Consider the following 15,069-nt stretch of genomic DNA (forward strand, 5'->3'; position numbering starts at 1 on the left):
TTCAGGTCCAGGCCGCGATCGAAAGCCGCGCCGCGCGTTCGCGCAACAGGGCCAGGAGTTCGCCTGTCTTCTCCTGCGACGTGTCGATGGGCACCACCAGGCACATCGTCGCCTCGACGGTGCCGGGTGCTGAAAACACCGGCGCGGCGAGGCATTTCGTATAGGCGTCGACGAGCCCCGAAGTGATGCAATAGCCGGTGGCTCGCGCCGTCGCTATGTCGGCGATGAAATCGTCCAGACGCAATCTGCGGCCATCGGGCAGCATAAGGTCGTCTTCCGATATCATGGCTTCGATCCGGGCCTGTTCGAGGCCGGCGAGCAGCAGCCTGCCTGACGCGGTCCAGGGCAGCGGGATCTGCAATCCGGTGGCGGAGCTGATGCGGAACGGCCGGGTGCCCGGGCTCGAGTGGACGATCGTGTAGCGGCCGCTCTGCAGCATGCACAGTTCGGAGGTCTCACCGGTCTCGCGCGACAGGTTGTCGACCTCCTGGCGTCCTCGCCTCAAGAGGTCGTTGCCGCGCACATAATCCATTCCATAGAGATAGAGCTTCTTACCGAAATAGACGCGGTTGCCGTCGCCGGCCATCTCCAGGAGGCCCGCATCGACCAGCGATCGCACCAGTGTGTAGGTGGTCGAACGCGGCGCGTTGACCCCCTTGGCGAGGTCGCCGATACCGATGGCGCGCTGCGTCGAATGAAGGAACTCCAGAATCTCGAGCACCCGGTTGAGGCCCTTCTCCCGAGAGACCGAAATCTTTGCGTCCGCTGAGACCGCCAAGGCGCTGCCATCTTGCATTGTTGATTCCTGATGTTAGTATCTGTCTTGTACAGGATACACTCGTCCCTTGTAAGAGACAAGTTCTGTAACGATCCGGGTGCGCGTATTGCCTGTGCGTAGGGGAACACAACACGAAAGGAGGTCGCTGTGGACGACACATCCAAAAGGCGTGATTTTCTGAAACTGGGTATGGCCGGACTGGCAACGGCCGGCGTCATGAGCGCGGCGGCAACGGTCGACGTCCAGAAGGCGGCGGCGCAGGCTGCGCCCGATAGCCTGCTACGCACCGTGCTGGAGCGCGGCAAATTGATTGTCGGCACCGGAAGCACCAATGCGCCATGGCATTTCGAGAACGATGCCGGCGAACTCGTCGGCATGGACATCACCATGGGGCGCATCCTGGCAAAGGGCTTGTTCGATGACCCGGCCAAGGTCGAGTTTGTCATGCAGGACCCGGCGCAGCGCATTCCGAACGTGACGACGAACAAGGTCGACATCACCATCCAGTTCATGACCATGACCGCGCAGCGCTCGCAGCTGATCAACTTCTCCAGGCCTTACTACGTCGAGGGCGTCGCCTTGCTGACTTTGCCCGGCGCCGAGAACAAGACCTTCGACAAGCTGCTTGCCGCAGGCTCCGCGACGCGCGTTTCCATCCTGCAGAATGTCGACGCCGAATCTTCGGTGCATTTTGCCTTGCCGGAGGCGCAGGTGATGCAGATCGATACACAGGCCAACGTGCTGCAGGCATTGGAATCCAAGCGTGCCGATGCCGCTGCCGTCGACCTCTCCACCGTGCGCTGGCTCGCCTCGCGCAATCCGGACAAATACTTCGATGCCGGCAAGAGCTGGTACTCGATGCTTTATGGCGCGGCGCTCCGGCAAGGCGATCTCGATTGGCTGACCTTCGTCAACCAGACCTTCACCATCGCCATGTTCGGCCATGAAACGGCGCTCTATGACGCCGCGTTCAAGGACTATTTCGGGCAGGAGCCGCCGGCGCGCCACCCCGGCTTCCCGGTTATCTGACGTCATCGGCGGAAGGGCGCCGACCCTTCCGCCTTTTTTCCTGGCGACGCGGCCAGCTTTGCGTCACATCGGGAGCACTGAGGCCGACGCATGGGTTATGCGCTCAATTTCAACCTGATCTGGCGGCATTTCGACAAGCTGTGGGGCGGTCTGCTGCTCAGCCTGGAGCTCGCCGTCATCTCGATCGCCATCGGCATCGTCATCGGCCTGGTCCTGGCGGTCTGGTACGTGTCGGCCGGACGCATGGTGCGCGGCATCATTGCCGCCTATGTCGAATTCATCCGAAACGTGCCGCTGATCCTGCTCGTCTATCTCGTCTTCTACGGTCTGCCGACCGTGGTCGACATCGCCTACAGCGCGCAAACCTCGTTCGTCGCCACGCTGGCGCTCTACAGCGGCGCCTATCTGGTCGAGGTGTTCCGCTCCGGTCTCGAAGCGGTGCCGCGCGGCCAGCTAGACGCCGGCAAGGCGATCGGCCTGACGCCCTGGCAAAGGCTGCTCCATGTGCGCCTGCCGACCATGCTGCGCATCACGCTGCCGGCGCTTTCCAACACTTTCATATCGCTGTTCAAGGACACCTCCGTCGCTTCGGTCATCTCGGTGCCCGAACTGACCTTCGGCGCGCAATGGATCAACTTCAACACCTTCCGCATCGTCGAGGTCTATCTCGTCGTGACGGCGATGTATCTGCTGACCGGCTACGCCCTGCTTTACGCGCTCCGGCTCGTCGAACGATGGTTCAAGGTGGTGCACTAGCATGCTTGGCCAGATCGCCTACGCCTTGCCTTTCCTGGCTCAGGGTTTTGCGCTGACGCTTTGGGTGTCGCTGCTGGTCGTGACGTTCTCGCTCGTCGCCGGTGTCGTCCTTGGCGTCGGCCTGGTCTATGGCCCGGCGCCGGCGCGCTGGGCGGTGCGCATCTTCAGCGACACTATTCGCGGCATACCGATCCTGGTGCTCATCTTCTTCGTCTACTACGGGATGCCGGCCGTCGGGCTTCACCTGCCGTCCTTCTGGGCTGCCGTGCTGGCGCTGACCTTGTTCAAGACAGCCCAGGTCGTCGAATATCTCCGGGGCGCCGTCGGCTCCATCCCGAAGGGACAATCGGAGGCGGCAATGGCGATCGGCCTGACCTTCCGCCAGCGGCTGGCCCATGTCATCTTTCCGCAAGCGTTCAGGCGTTTCCTGCCGCCCTGGATCAATGGCGTCACCGACGCGGTCAAGGGCAGCGCGCTGGTCTCGCTGCTCGGCATCACCGATCTCATGCAGGCCATCAACCAGGTCATCGGCCGCACCTATGAGGCCATGCCGCTCTACATCCTTGGCGCCCTCATCTACTTCGCCGTCAACTATGCGCTTTCGCTTGCCAGCAGGCGGCTGGAGCGGCGTTTCTCCTTCATCCGGGAATAGCAATGTCCACAAGCTCGAACGATGCCCCGGCCCTTCTCGACATCCGCGATGTGTCCAAATCCTTTGGCGCCGTCCAGGTCCTGCGCTCGGTCAGCCTGCGCGTGGCGCGCGGCGAGGTGGTGACGGTCATCGGGCCCTCGGGCAGCGGCAAGACCACGCTGCTGCGCTGCGTCAACTTCCTGGAGAGCTATGACAGCGGGTCCATCCGCATCGACGGCAAGGAGGTCGGCTTCCGAGAAACCGGAGCCCGCCAGCGCCGCAGCGAACGCGACCTTGCCGCGATGCGCGCCGAGACCGGCATGGTGTTCCAGAGCTTCAACCTGTTTCCGCATCTCACCGCCGCCGGCAACATCATGCTCGGCCTCACCAAGGTGCGCGGCAAAAGCACCGTGGAGGCGCGCACGATTGCCGAACACTGGCTCGGCCGCGTCGGTCTTGCCCATAAGGCCGACAGCCTGCCGGCGGAGCTCTCCGGCGGCCAGCAGCAGCGCGTCGGAATTGCGCGCGCCGTGGCCATGGGGCCGAAAATCCTGCTGCTCGACGAGATAACCTCCGCCCTCGATCCGGAACTCGTCGGCGAGGTGCTTGAAGTGGTGCGCAGCCTCGCCGAGGACGGCATGACGATGGTGATGGTCACGCATGAGATGGCCTTTGCCCGCGACGCCTCGAGCCGCATCGTCTTCATGGCCGATGGCGGCGTCGGCGCGGTCGGCCCGCCGAAGGAGATTCTCGCAGCAGACGCCGAGAATGAGCGTCTGCGCAATTTCCTGGCGCGCTTCCGCGCCTCGCATTTCTGACATTGGATGGTTGACACCATCCCAAGGAGCCTTCTTCCATGACGCCTTACACCAGGCTCACCGAACTCGGCCTCACATTGCCCGAGCCGCCGACGCCCATCGCCAACTTCGTTACCCATGCCGAGAGCGGCCGGCTGATCTTCCTGTCCGGCCAGGGACCGCTTCGGGCCGACGGCTCGCTCTGCACCGGGAAGGTGGGCGAGGATGTGACGGTGGAGGAGGCTTATCAGCATGCCCGCCTCACCGGCCTCAACCTGCTTGCCGTCATGCATGCTGCCGCCGGCGATCTCGGCCGCATCGTGCGCGTCGTCAAGCTGCTCGGCTTCGTCAACGCCACGCCGACCTTCAGCGACCACCCCAAAGTGGTGAATGGCTGCTCCGATCTTTTCGCCGACGTTTTCGCCACGATCGGCGGGCATGCCCGCTCGGCGATCGGCGTCGGCTCCTTGCCGGGAAACATCACCGTCGAAATCGAAGCGGTCGTCGAGATCGCTGCCTGATCTGTCATCCACGGGATTGCTCACATGAAAACATATTCAGACACCGGCTCCAACACCACGATCCGCGAACGGCTCGGCCTTCGCCCGATCATCAACGTCTCCGGCACGATGACGGCGCTCGGCGCGTCGATCATCGTGCCTGAAGCGATCAGCGCCATGTCTGAAATGGCATCGCAATGGGTGGAAATGGACGATCTGCAGCGCGCCGCAAGCGCCGTCGTCGCGCGCCTCACCGGTGGCGAGGCCGGCTTCATCACCGCCTGCTGTGCCAGCGGCATCACCATGGCGATCGCCGGCGCGATGACGGAAACCAACCTGCTCGCCATCGAACGCCTGCCGGACGACACCGGCGACCTCAAGTCGGAGGTGATCATCCAGCTTGGCCACATCGTCAACTACGGTGCCCCGATCGACCAGTCGGTCCGCGTTGCCGGCGCCAAGGTGGTGCCCGCCGGCACGGTCAGCGTCACGCAGGACTATCATGTGCGCGACGCGATCAACGACCGCACGGCGGCAGGGCTCTATGTCGTCGCGCATCACACCGTACAATACGGCATGCTGTCGCTGGAGGAGTTCTGTGAAATCTGCCACGCCAGGGGCGTGCCGGTGATCGTCGACGCGGCTTCCGAATATGACCTGCGCGGCTTCCTGGCGCGCGGTGCCGACATCGTCATCTACAGCGGCCACAAATTCCTGAGCGGCCCGACCAGCGGCATCGTCACCGGACGCAAGGATCTGGTGCGCGCCGCCTATCTGCAGAACCGCGGCGTCGCCCGCGCCATGAAGGTCGGGAAGGAAAGTATCGCCGGCACCATGGCAGCGCTCGAAGCCTGGGAGAAGCGCGACCACGCCGGCATCCGCCGGCGCGAAGAGGCCGCCCTCAACCTTTGGAAGGATGCTCTGCAGGGTATCCCGGGCATTGGCGCGGAGATCATTCCCGACCCGACCTCCAACCCGCTCGACCGCCTGCAGGTCTTCGTGCTGCCGGAAAGCCGCTTCACCGCTGCCGGCCTAGCCTCGGCGCTTGCCGGTGGATCGCCGCCCATCATCGTGCGCAATCACGAGGTCGAACGCGGCCATTTCTTCCTCGACCCCTGCAATCTTCATCCCGGAGAGGCGGAGAGCGTCGCCGAACGGCTGCGCGCCCTGTTAACCGCGAAGGACCGGCCCGCCGACGCCATGAAGATTGCTCGCAAGGACTCTTCCGGCGCCTTGCGCTGGCCGGATTGAGCGCCAAGCGGACCAACGAACCCAAAGCACCGGCTGATCACGTAACCGTGAACAGCCGGATGCGTACGCGGCGGGAATAAATCTCGGCCGCAACGGGTCTCCTCGACATAGGCCGCTACAGGCGTTGAGGAGATCCGCATGTCCGTCATCATGAACACGACAGCGAACATGGCCGCGGCGTCGGCCGCCATGTGCTGGAGCGCATGACCTCAACCGGCCTCTCTCCCATGATGCACGGCTTTCCCATTGCGCTTGACACTGGTGACGCAGATGAATTCACTTTCGCCACGGCAGGCGGCTTTGCCTGTTGCCGAGGGTTTCGCCCGCACGGGCGGGGCGAGACCGCCGGTATTGCTTGAAAGCGCACGGCCTGTTCCTCGTGGAGTATCGGATGGTGCTGCTTTGAGCGAGAAGGCCGGAGCCGAGCGCTTCAGCGAGGTGGTGCTGCCTCATCTCGGTGACGCGCTGGCGCTTGCCCGCTGGTTGACCGGCAATGACGCCGATGCCGAGGACGTCGTGCAGGACGCCTGCATAAAGGCGCATGCGGGCATATCAGGCTATGCCGGCGGCAATGCCCGCGCCTGGCTGCTGACCATCGTGCGCAACACCGCCTATACCTGGATGTCGCGCAACCGGCCGCGCGGCATGTTGGCCGTCGGTGATCTCGGCGATCTCGACGAGATGGCGGCGGCACACGGCATCAGCGTGCCGGACGAATATGGTCCGGAGGCAAGCCTGATCGCCAAGGCCGACACGGTGGCGCTTGAAACGGCGATAGCAGCCCTGCCGCAGCCGTTTCGCGAGACGCTTGTGCTGCGCGACATCAGCGGCCTCAGCTATCGCGAGATAGCGGCCATGCTCGGCGTGCCGATGGGCACGGTGATGTCCAGGCTGGCTCGCGCGCGGAGCCTGCTTATGTCTGACCTGGGGAGAGCGCCATGACCATGCATGACGATGGACTGCCCAATGATCCGGAAGGCATCAGGCTGATGATCCACGCCCTCGTCGATGGCGAACTTGATGCAGCGGCCGCGCTTGCGGTGGAGCGGCGCATTGCGGCCGATCCGCGGCTTGCCTCGGAGCATGCCCGCATCGTGGCCTTGCGGGGCGCGGTCAGCCGCCTGCCGCGCCCAGATGTCGGCGACGCCTTTCGCGCGCGCATCGCGGCCATTGGCACTGCGGCCACCGCGCAGCCGGAGTCAGGCGAAACGGCCAAGCCGCAGCAGGGCCGGCCGGCGCTCCCGGGGGTGCTTGCCCCGGGCGGGAGAGGCCAGAGGCGAAACGCCGATACGCGGCTGTCGCCAAGTCGAGCGCGCCGCTTCGGTTCGTTCGACTGGCGCGCTCTTGCCGCCTCGATCATGATCAGCGCGGTGCTGGCCAGCGGGGCAACGCAATGGGTGATGGTCAACGGCGCGTCCGACAGCTTCGCCGCGGCGGTCGCCAGCGGCCATCGCCGCAGCCTGCTTGCCGCCAGCCCGATCGATATCGTCTCGTCGGACCGCCACACGGTAAAGCCCTGGCTCGACGCCCGGATCGGCGTGTCGCCGCCGGCACCGGATCTTGCCAAGGACGGTTTTGCGCTGATCGGCGGCCGGGTCGAGGTGATTTCCGGCCGCCCGGTGCCGGCACTTGTCTACCGCCACCGCGAGCATCTGATCACGCTGGTCGCCGAACCGCAGCAGGGCGGCAAGGTCAGCGAGCCTGACGATCTTTCCTCGGGCGGCTTTTCGCTGGTGCAGTGGAGCGACGGCGCCTTCTCCTACTGGGCGATCTCCGACATGGAGCGGCCCGAACTCGACGATTTCGTTGCCCGCTTCCGCAAGGCTGCAGCATAGGCCGATTTCCCGGCCGGACCCCGGCAATGCCCCGCATCCTTGCCGCCGCCGCCGAATTCCGCTAAGGCGCGCCTTTGTCGCCGGGAGCAGAAGCTTGGACGATCAACGCGCCGACGTCGCCATTATCATGGGCAGCCAGTCCGACTGGGCGACCATGCGCCATGCCGCCGAGACACTGGAGGCGCTTGGCATCCCGCACAAACGGCTGATCGTCTCGGCGCACCGCACTCCCGACCGGCTCTACGCCTTCGCCAAGGGCGCCAAGGCCGCCGGCTACAAGGTCATCATCGCCGGTGCCGGCGGTGCGGCGCACCTGCCCGGCATGACGGCGGCGATGACACCGCTGCCGGTGTTCGGCGTGCCGGTGGAATCCAAGGCCCTGTCGGGACAGGATTCGCTGCTGTCCATCGTCCAGATGCCGGCCGGCATTCCGGTGGGAACGCTGGCCATCGGCAAGGCTGGTGCGGCCAATGCGGCTCTGTTGGCCGCCGCCGTGCTGGCGCTCAACGACGACAAGCTTGCCGGGCGGCTCGATGCCTGGCGCGCCTCGCAGACCGCCAAGGTCGCGGCCGAACCCACGGACACGCAATGAGCCTGCCCGCCGGATCGACCATCGGCATCATCGGCGGCGGCCAGCTCGGCCGCATGCTGGCAATGGCGGCCGCTCGCCTCGGCTACCGCACCGTGGTGCTGGAGCCGCAGCCGGATTGCCCCGCGGCACAGGTCGCCAACCGTCAGGTCACGGCCGCCTACGATGACCCCGCCGCGCTTGCCGAATTGGCCGAGGCAAGTGCCGTCGTCACCTATGAATTCGAGAACGTTCCGGTTGCCGCCGCCGAGGCGCTCGCCGCAAAGGTGCCGGTCTATCCGCCTGCGCGCGCGCTTGATGTGGCGCAGGACCGGGTGACCGAAAAGACATTTCTCAACGGCATCGGCATTGCCACGGCGGATTTCCGCGCGGTCGACAATGACGGCGAGCTGACCGCAGCGCTGAAATCCTTTGGCGGCAGCGGCATATTGAAGACGCGGCGCATGGGCTATGACGGCAAGGGCCAGCGCGTCTTCCGTGACATGCAAGCCGGCGGCTTCGCCGGCACCTGCGAGGCCATGGGCAGCGTGCCGCTGGTCCTCGAGGCCTTCGTTTCCTTTGAGCGCGAAGTCTCCGTCATCGCCGCGCGCGGCATCGATGGCGTCGTCGCCGCCTACGATCCGGCCGAGAACGTCCACCGCAACGGCATTCTCCACACATCGACCGTGCCGGCCGCGATCGCGCCCCGGACAGCCGAGGCGGCCCGGACAGCGGCGGTGAAGATCCTGTCGGCGCTCGACTATGTCGGCGTCATCGGCGTCGAGTTCTTCGTGCTGGCCGATGGCTCGCTGCTGGCCAACGAGATCGCGCCGCGCGTCCACAATTCAGGCCACTGGACGGAAGCCGCCTGCACCGTTTCGCAGTTCGAGCAGCATATCCGCGCCGTGGCCGGCCTGCCGCTCGGCGACCCGCGACACCATTCCGACTGCGTGATGGAGAACCTGATCGGCGACAATATCTCGCGCGTTCCGGAATTGCTGGCGGAGCCCGACCTGATGCTGCATCTCTACGGCAAGGCCGCAGCGCGGCCCGGCCGCAAGATGGGCCATTTCACCCGGATCAGCCGCCGCGCCTGACAGCAATCTCGACGCCGCGAGCTACCGGGCAGGAAAACTCGGCGCATGGCGTTCTCAAGTCACGTGGCGACCACCACATCATACCAGCCGGTGCCGAGCCATTGGCCGATTGCGGATATTTGACGACACCGGGCATTCATCTCCGCTACCGGGCATGCTTGCGGTTGACACGGACAAGGCTCCTCGTTTATGAGCCACCCACAGTTCAAAGGCGCGTCTTCTGGCGCGCCTTAAAATTTCGACCCGGACCGGGTCCACACCGACAGGCAAGACCATGAAGATCAAGAATTCGCTCAAGGCGCTGAAGGCGCGTCATCGCGACAACCGTCTGGTTCGCCGCAAGGGCCGCGTCTACATCATCAACAAGACCGCCCCCCGCTATAAGGCGCGCCAGGGCTGAGCTTCGTCGCGAGGCTTTTTGCCTCCGCAGTTGGTGTTTGTCGTCGGTCCGCCGGCCGTTCACGCTAAAATCAGTTTGACGTTCCGCCGCCCGGGACTAGATTCGGGCGATGCGGATTCTTTTTGCATTTTTGACGGTCCTTCTCTTTTGCAGCGCCATCTCGTTGCCGGCGCGGGCCGATGATCGGGCGGTCATGCAAGCGGCCCCGGAGCCGGCGCCTCCGGATGCCCAGCCAGTGCCGCAAGCCGCGCCTCCCGCAATGAACAGGGAAGCCCGCCTCGACAAGCTGTTTGCCGATCTCAAGCGCGAGCGCAACGAAAAGGCGGCAGAGCGTATCGCCGGCATCATCTGGAGCGAATGGTCCCAGTCGGGCAGCGCCTCGATCGACCTGATGATGCAATGGTCGCAGAAGGCGCTCGAGAACCAGAAATTCGACGTAGCGCTCGATTTCCTCGACCAGGTGGTCACCTTGCAGCCGGCCTATGCCGAGGGCTGGAACCGGCGCGCCACGGTGCATTTCATGATGAAGAACTACGGCAAGTCGATGTCCGACATCGACCATACGTTGCAACTCGAACCACGCCATTTCGGCGCGCTGTCGGGCCTGGCACAGATCATGACCGTGACCGGACGCAAGCAATCGGCGCTCGAGGCTTGGCAGAAGGTCCTTGCCATCTATCCGATGCTGCGCAGCGCCCAGGATCAAGTCGGTACGCTTTCGGAAGAACTCGCCGGCGAAGGCATTTGATATTTAAGGCAGTAGGGGAATAAGGCAGTAAGGCAGTAGGAAAGAGATCGCCCGGAAATACTTGCCCTACTCCCCTACTCCCCTACTCCCCTACTCCCTCTCGTATATCCCACATGAACCTGCTCTATGCCGTCTTCGCCTTCCTTCTGGCGCTCGTCTTTGGCCTTGTCGGCATCACCCGCGTCGGCTCCTGGCTGATCGAGCGCCGCAACCCGGCCGTCGGCGAATTCATCGACATCGATGGCGCGCGCATCCATTATGTCCACGTTCCTGGCCACGCCAAGGCCGACCTGCCGCCTGTTGTCTTCATCCACGGCGCCAGCGCCAATCTCAGGGATCAGATGCTGCCGCTCAGGCCGTTGCTCGAAGGGCGCGCCGAATTGCTGTTCTTCGACCGGCCGGGATTCGGTTGGTCGGGACGCGGGCCCGGCAACAACAAGGATCCGTGGTCGCAGGCCGACACCGTCGCCGCGCTGATGGACCATCTCGGCATGAAGCAGGCTATCATCGTCGGCCATTCCTTCGGTGGCGCGGTGACGACCGCCTTCGGCCGCGAGCATGCCGACAAGACGCTCGGACTGGTATTCCTGGCACCGGCAACCCATCCGTGGCCCGGCGGCGCAACCGCCTGGTACTACGACCTGACCACCATTCCGGTGATCGGCCGGCTGTTCTCCGAAACGCTGAGCTATCCGGCAGGAATGCTGCGGATCGCCGACGCTACGACCTGCGTCTTCTCGCCCAACAAAGTGCCGGACAATTATGTCGCCGAGGCCTCGATCCCGCTGGTGCTGAGACCGTCGGCCTTCCGCGCAAATGCCAGCGATGTCGCCGGCCTCTACCGCTATGCGCTTGGGGCCGCGCCGCGCTACGCCGAGATCAAGGCGCCGACCGTGGTCATCTCGGGCGATCGAGACAAGGTCGTCTACGCCCATATCCATTCGGTCGGCCTCGAGCGCAACATTGCCAGCGCCGAACTGGTCTGGGTGCGCAATCTCGGCCACAAGCCGGACTGGATCGCGTCTGATCTGGTCGTTGGCGCCATCGAGAAGGCCGCCGGCAGGAGTGTGGATCTGGAGGCGATGGCAAGGGCGGTGGAAGCGCGGATCGCCGGCGATGCCTATGGCGTCGGCAAATGCGCCGACCTCAAGGAACCCGAAGCGGAGTTGGCGCCGACCTGATGTGCGTCTTCCGAAAATGGTCGTCGAAAAAGGGTATCGGGGCCAGAGCGGCATGTACGTCCTCAAACACGGCATAAAGAAAAATCCCGAAAAATTCTGGGCGCTGCCGGACCGCATCTTCTTCGGTTACGGCGCCTGCCCCATCCTTGCGGGCGTCTTTCTCAGCTATCCTCCCCTGGACGGATTTTACGGCGAGCGGATCATTCCAAGCGGGAACGATTCCCGGAAACCATATCTATGTGACCAACGGCGTGATCGCCTTCGACTACCATGGCTATTCCAGCCGCGAACGGCTTCTGGAACACCACAAACGAGGATGGGCTTCGCATAGCGCCGACTGGCACTGCACGCTGGAAAAGGTCGATTTCGATCTGCTCGACACTGCCGAACTTAATCGGCGAAAGATGCGGGGACCGGATCAATACCTGCAAGATCCCATACCCCGCGCGCGTCGCTTCCTTCAGCGCATTGACCACGCCGCAGCGGCAACAAGAGCTCTCAAGATCGCAACGCGGTGAAGCCCTGGGGCGGGCTTATCGGGTGCCCAAGTCCGAACCGACATAGGCGATGCGCAGCATATTGGTCGAACCGGGCGTCCTTAGCGGCACGCCGGCGGTGATGATGACGCGGTCGCCGGGCTTGCCGAATTCCTCTTCAAGCGCGATGCGGCAGGCGCGATCGACCATGTCGTCGAGATCGGTGGCATCGGGGGAGACGACGCAGTGCGTGCCCCACAGCAGCGACAGCCGCCGCGCCGTGTTGACGATCGGCGACAGGGCCACGATCGGCACCTGCGGGCGCTCGCGCGCGGCGCGCAGGCCCGTGGTGCCGGAAGCCGTGTAGGTGATGATCGCCGACAGTTTCAGCGTCTCGGCGATTTCGCGGGCCGCCAGCGAGATCGCATCGGCGCCGGTTGCTTCAGGCTCGGAACGCTGGGCGTTGATGATGCCTGCATAGGTCGGATCGGTTTCCACCTTGGTGGCGATGCGGTTCATCATCGCCACCGCTTCCACCGGATAGGCGCCCGCGGCCGATTCGGCCGAAAGCATGATGGCGTCGGCGCCTTCGAAGACGGCGATCGAAACGTCGGAGACTTCCGCGCGGGTCGGCACGGGCGCGGTGATCATCGATTCCAGCATCTGCGTGGCGACCACCACCGGCTTGCCGGCGCGGCGCGCTGCGCGCGTGATCTGCTTCTGGATCCCGGGCACGGCTTCCAGCGGCATCTCGACGCCGAGATCGCCGCGCGCGACCATCAGCGCGTCTGAGAGTTCAATGATTTCGGCCAGACGGGCAACCGCCTGCGGCTTCTCGATCTTGGCCATGATCAGCGCCCGGCCGCGTGCGATCTTGCGCGCTTCGGCCAGGTCCTCCGGCCGCTGCACGAAGGACAGCGCTATCCAGTCGACGCCGGTGGCGAGCACCGCGTCGAGATCCCTGCGGTCCTTCTCGGTCAGCGCGCCGACCGGCAGGTCGGTATCGGGCAGGCTGACGCCCTTTCTGTCGGAAATCGTGGTGCCGGCAACGACGGTGCAGACGATCGCCTTGCCATTGGCCTTCACCGCTTTCAGCTCCAGCTTTCCGTCGTCGATCAGCAGCCGGTGACCGGCCTCGACCGAACTCAGGATTTCGGGATGCGGCAGATAGACCCTGGCCGCGGTGCCGGGCTCGGGATTGTCGTCGAGCGTGAAGGTCTGGCCGACGGTCAGCACCTCCTTGCCGTTGGCGAACTTGCCGACGCGCAGCTTGGGTCCTTGCAGGTCGGCAAGGATGCCGATCGGCCTTCCGACCGTCTCCTCGACGGCGCGGATGCGTCCGACGAGCGTGCGCATCAACTCGTGATCGGTATGGCTCATGTTGATACGGAACACATCGGCGCCCGCTTCGAACAGCTTCTTCAGCATTTCCTCGGAAGAGGAGGCCGGACCGATGGTGGCTAGGATCTTGACCTTGCGGCTGCGTCTCATTGACTGTTTGTTCCCGGGGCGGCTGGCGCGCCTCCCGTTGCGGGGTCGTCGGTTAGCTGGACCATCCAGCTTGCCTGCTCGCCCGTGTCGTATTCCTGGAATCCGGCGCGCTGGAAGCCCCGGGCGACGCAATCGGTGACGCCGGCGATCTTGAACTCTTTTTCAGCCACGCACATGTTGATCGGGCCGTCCCAGCGTCCGCCGCGTTCGGCGTCTTCTGCATAAAGATAGTAAAACCTTGATGACAGCGGCCCTTCGATCAGCGTCTTGCAGCTCGATCCTTCGATGTGCCACCAGCCCTCGGTGATCCAGCCGGCCTTGGCACGATAGCCGATGCCGACGCCGACCAGGTTTTGCGTCGCGTTGCAGACGCGGAAATCAGCGCGGGCGGGCGAGGCCGCAACCATCGCGGACAAACCCACGGCGAGCGTCAGGAGCGGCATGGCGAAGGCGAAGCGCACGCGCCGCCCGCCGGCGGAACTCATCCTGAAACCCCTCAAGAACCACATCAGCATCTCTCTGCGCCCCTTTTCGGAAAAGTCCGGGCGCATGTCAACGCGCCGTTTTGTCCAATTCCAATCGATTTAAGAAGGCTCCCGGCGCGCGATCCGTCGCCCCTTGCCAGATTTCAGCGGAAACCTTGGCCAAACAACGGCATTGCGCCCGCGTCGTCTTCGTGGAAAGACGATAGCATCCTCCCCGGAAGCCAGCGAACAGACCATTTCCCGCCAATGACCCGATCCACAGTTTTCGCGCCTTTCGATGTCGTCGAGGGCGACCGCAAGCGGGGCATGGTGCTGTTGGCCGACCATGCCCGCCGCGACCTGCCTGAAGACTATGGCAGCCTTGGCCTGCCGGCGGCGGCGTTCGACCGCCACATCGCCTATGACATCGGCGTCGAGGCGGTGACGCGCGAACTCGCTGCGTTGCTCGACGTGCCAGCGGTGCTCGCCAATTTTTCGCGGCTGCTGATCGATCCCAATCGCGGCGAGGATGATCCGACGCTGATCCGTCAGCTCTATGACGGCACGGTCGTGACGGGAAACTATCCCCTCGCCCCGGAGGAGCGCGAAAGGCGGCTTGACCGCTTCTACCGGCCCTATCACGACGCCGTCGGCGCCATGATCGCCTCGGTCGCGCAGGCTTCCGGCAAGGCACCCTTCATCTTCTCCGTGCATTCCTTCACGCCGGTCATGCAGGGCAGGCAGCGGCCGTGGCATGTCGGCGTGCTGTGGGACCGCGACGACCGCGTGGCGCGGCCGCTGATCGACATGTTGGCCGCTGACAAAAACCTCGTTGTCGGCGACAACGAGCCCTATGACGGCGCGCTGCGGGGCGACACCATGTTCAGGCACGCCATCGTCAACGGCTATGCCCACGCGCTGATCGAAATCCGCCAGGACCTGATCGCGACCGGCGGGGATGCGCTTTCGTGGGCTGAGCGTCTGGCGCCGATCGTTGACGCGATCGAGCGCCGTCCCGATATACACCAAGTGAAGATGTTCGGCTCGCGCACCGGGCCGTTGTGAGG

Annotated in this window: 17 protein-coding genes and 1 pseudogene; 15 read left to right on the forward strand and 3 right to left on the reverse strand. The window is 64.5% G+C overall.

Features of this window, described 5'->3' with window-relative positions; translation table 11 throughout:
• Position 1: 1 nt before the first annotated feature.
• Complete coding sequence (locus FJ979_RS03675) at positions 2–796, reverse strand: IclR family transcriptional regulator (protein ID WP_140500488.1); 795 nt, start codon at positions 794–796, stop codon at positions 2–4.
• Positions 797–925: 129 nt separating this feature from the next.
• Here FJ979_RS03675 and FJ979_RS03680 point away from each other — a divergent pair, with 129 nt between their 5' ends.
• The 14 genes and pseudogenes from FJ979_RS03680 (at position 926) to FJ979_RS03745 (ending at position 12,089) form a co-directional block, all read left to right on the forward strand.
• Entirely contained in the window at positions 926–1,807 is an 882-nt protein-coding gene (locus FJ979_RS03680; protein WP_140500486.1) for a transporter substrate-binding domain-containing protein, read from the forward strand.
• A 90-nt stretch (positions 1,808–1,897) separates the two neighbouring features.
• On the forward strand, positions 1,898–2,563 hold the full coding sequence (locus FJ979_RS03685; protein WP_140500485.1) for an amino acid ABC transporter permease: 666 nt from the start codon (positions 1,898–1,900) through the stop codon (positions 2,561–2,563).
• A 1-nt stretch (position 2,564) separates the two neighbouring features.
• A complete protein-coding gene (locus FJ979_RS03690) occupies positions 2,565–3,215 on the forward strand; it encodes an amino acid ABC transporter permease (RefSeq protein WP_140500483.1) in 651 nt (216 codons plus the stop codon).
• 2 nt (positions 3,216–3,217) lie between these two features.
• Positions 3,218–4,012, forward strand: coding sequence for an amino acid ABC transporter ATP-binding protein (locus tag FJ979_RS03695; protein WP_140517594.1), 795 nt, complete (start codon positions 3,218–3,220; stop codon positions 4,010–4,012).
• A 38-nt stretch (positions 4,013–4,050) separates the two neighbouring features.
• Positions 4,051–4,512, forward strand: a complete 462-nt coding sequence (locus FJ979_RS03700; RefSeq protein ID WP_140517593.1) for a RidA family protein — start codon at positions 4,051–4,053, stop codon at positions 4,510–4,512.
• Between the two features lie 24 nt (positions 4,513–4,536).
• Positions 4,537–5,742, forward strand: a complete 1,206-nt coding sequence (locus tag FJ979_RS03705; protein ID WP_140517592.1) for an aminotransferase class V-fold PLP-dependent enzyme — start codon at positions 4,537–4,539, stop codon at positions 5,740–5,742.
• Between the two features lie 402 nt (positions 5,743–6,144).
• Positions 6,145–6,684, forward strand: coding sequence for a sigma-70 family RNA polymerase sigma factor (locus tag FJ979_RS03710; protein ID WP_140580069.1), 540 nt, complete (start codon positions 6,145–6,147; stop codon positions 6,682–6,684).
• A complete protein-coding gene (locus FJ979_RS03715) occupies positions 6,681–7,577 on the forward strand; it encodes an anti-sigma factor (RefSeq protein WP_140517591.1) in 897 nt (298 codons plus the stop codon). The genes FJ979_RS03710 and FJ979_RS03715 overlap by 4 nt, the downstream gene beginning before the upstream one ends.
• 94 nt (positions 7,578–7,671) lie before the next feature.
• Complete coding sequence (gene purE, locus FJ979_RS03720) at positions 7,672–8,169, forward strand: 5-(carboxyamino)imidazole ribonucleotide mutase (RefSeq protein ID WP_140517590.1); 498 nt, start codon at positions 7,672–7,674, stop codon at positions 8,167–8,169.
• Positions 8,166–9,242 (forward strand): 5-(carboxyamino)imidazole ribonucleotide synthase, encoded by a 1,077-nt coding sequence (locus tag FJ979_RS03725; protein WP_140500470.1) that lies wholly within the window; start codon positions 8,166–8,168, stop codon positions 9,240–9,242. The genes purE and FJ979_RS03725 overlap by 4 nt, the downstream gene beginning before the upstream one ends.
• A gap of 274 nt (positions 9,243–9,516) precedes the next feature.
• Positions 9,517–9,642 (forward strand): type B 50S ribosomal protein L36, encoded by a 126-nt coding sequence (gene ykgO / locus FJ979_RS03730; RefSeq protein WP_125004464.1) that lies wholly within the window; start codon positions 9,517–9,519, stop codon positions 9,640–9,642.
• 109 nt (positions 9,643–9,751) lie between these two features.
• Positions 9,752–10,390 carry a hypothetical protein gene (locus tag FJ979_RS03735; protein ID WP_140562401.1) on the forward strand — a complete coding sequence of 213 codons (639 nt, stop codon included), beginning with the start codon at positions 9,752–9,754 and terminating at the stop codon, positions 10,388–10,390.
• A gap of 113 nt (positions 10,391–10,503) precedes the next feature.
• Positions 10,504–11,571 (forward strand): alpha/beta hydrolase, encoded by a 1,068-nt coding sequence (locus FJ979_RS03740; RefSeq protein WP_140493394.1) that lies wholly within the window; start codon positions 10,504–10,506, stop codon positions 11,569–11,571.
• 52 nt (positions 11,572–11,623) lie between these two features.
• Positions 11,624–12,089, forward strand: a pseudogene (locus FJ979_RS03745) (hypothetical protein).
• Between the two features lie 15 nt (positions 12,090–12,104).
• On the opposite strand, the gene pyk reads toward FJ979_RS03745, so the two are convergent.
• Together pyk and FJ979_RS03755 are read right to left on the reverse strand one after the other, a co-directional pair.
• Positions 12,105–13,538, reverse strand: a complete 1,434-nt coding sequence (pyk, locus tag FJ979_RS03750) for a pyruvate kinase (RefSeq protein WP_140493391.1) — start codon at positions 13,536–13,538, stop codon at positions 12,105–12,107.
• Positions 13,535–14,023 carry a DUF1036 domain-containing protein gene (locus FJ979_RS03755; protein ID WP_140493388.1) on the reverse strand — a complete coding sequence of 163 codons (489 nt, stop codon included), beginning with the start codon at positions 14,021–14,023 and terminating at the stop codon, positions 13,535–13,537. The genes pyk and FJ979_RS03755 overlap by 4 nt, the downstream gene beginning before the upstream one ends.
• Positions 14,024–14,269: 246 nt before the next feature.
• On the opposite strand from FJ979_RS03755, the gene FJ979_RS03760 reads away from it, so the two are divergent.
• Positions 14,270–15,067 (forward strand): N-formylglutamate amidohydrolase, encoded by a 798-nt coding sequence (locus tag FJ979_RS03760; RefSeq protein WP_140580070.1) that lies wholly within the window; start codon positions 14,270–14,272, stop codon positions 15,065–15,067.
• The last annotated feature ends 2 nt before the right edge of the window (positions 15,068–15,069 follow it).

The organism is Mesorhizobium sp. B1-1-6 (assembly GCF_006443035.1).
Classification (GTDB): Bacteria; Pseudomonadota; Alphaproteobacteria; order Rhizobiales; family Rhizobiaceae; genus Mesorhizobium.

Excerpts from the sequence above, each read along its gene's own strand:
- FJ979_RS03760 (WP_140580070.1), top strand. The coding sequence starts at position 14,270 with ATGACCCGATCCACAGTTTTCGCGCCTTTCGATGTCGTCGAGGGCGAC.
- FJ979_RS03675 (WP_140500488.1), bottom strand. The coding sequence starts at position 796 with ATGCAAGATGGCAGCGCCTTGGCGGTCTCAGCGGACGCAAAGATTTCG.
- FJ979_RS03700 (WP_140517593.1), top strand. The coding sequence starts at position 4,051 with ATGACGCCTTACACCAGGCTCACCGAACTCGGCCTCACATTGCCCGAG.
- pyk (WP_140493391.1), bottom strand. The coding sequence starts at position 13,538 with ATGAGACGCAGCCGCAAGGTCAAGATCCTAGCCACCATCGGTCCGGCC.
- FJ979_RS03690 (WP_140500483.1), top strand. The coding sequence starts at position 2,565 with ATGCTTGGCCAGATCGCCTACGCCTTGCCTTTCCTGGCTCAGGGTTTT.
- FJ979_RS03695 (WP_140517594.1), top strand. The coding sequence starts at position 3,218 with ATGTCCACAAGCTCGAACGATGCCCCGGCCCTTCTCGACATCCGCGAT.
- ykgO (WP_125004464.1), top strand. The coding sequence starts at position 9,517 with ATGAAGATCAAGAATTCGCTCAAGGCGCTGAAGGCGCGTCATCGCGAC.
- FJ979_RS03725 (WP_140500470.1), top strand. The coding sequence starts at position 8,166 with ATGAGCCTGCCCGCCGGATCGACCATCGGCATCATCGGCGGCGGCCAG.
- FJ979_RS03735 (WP_140562401.1), top strand. The coding sequence starts at position 9,752 with ATGCGGATTCTTTTTGCATTTTTGACGGTCCTTCTCTTTTGCAGCGCC.
- FJ979_RS03740 (WP_140493394.1), top strand. The coding sequence starts at position 10,504 with ATGAACCTGCTCTATGCCGTCTTCGCCTTCCTTCTGGCGCTCGTCTTT.
- FJ979_RS03715 (WP_140517591.1), top strand. The coding sequence starts at position 6,681 with ATGACCATGCATGACGATGGACTGCCCAATGATCCGGAAGGCATCAGG.
- FJ979_RS03755 (WP_140493388.1), bottom strand. The coding sequence starts at position 14,023 with ATGAGTTCCGCCGGCGGGCGGCGCGTGCGCTTCGCCTTCGCCATGCCG.
- FJ979_RS03705 (WP_140517592.1), top strand. The coding sequence starts at position 4,537 with ATGAAAACATATTCAGACACCGGCTCCAACACCACGATCCGCGAACGG.
- FJ979_RS03685 (WP_140500485.1), top strand. The coding sequence starts at position 1,898 with ATGGGTTATGCGCTCAATTTCAACCTGATCTGGCGGCATTTCGACAAG.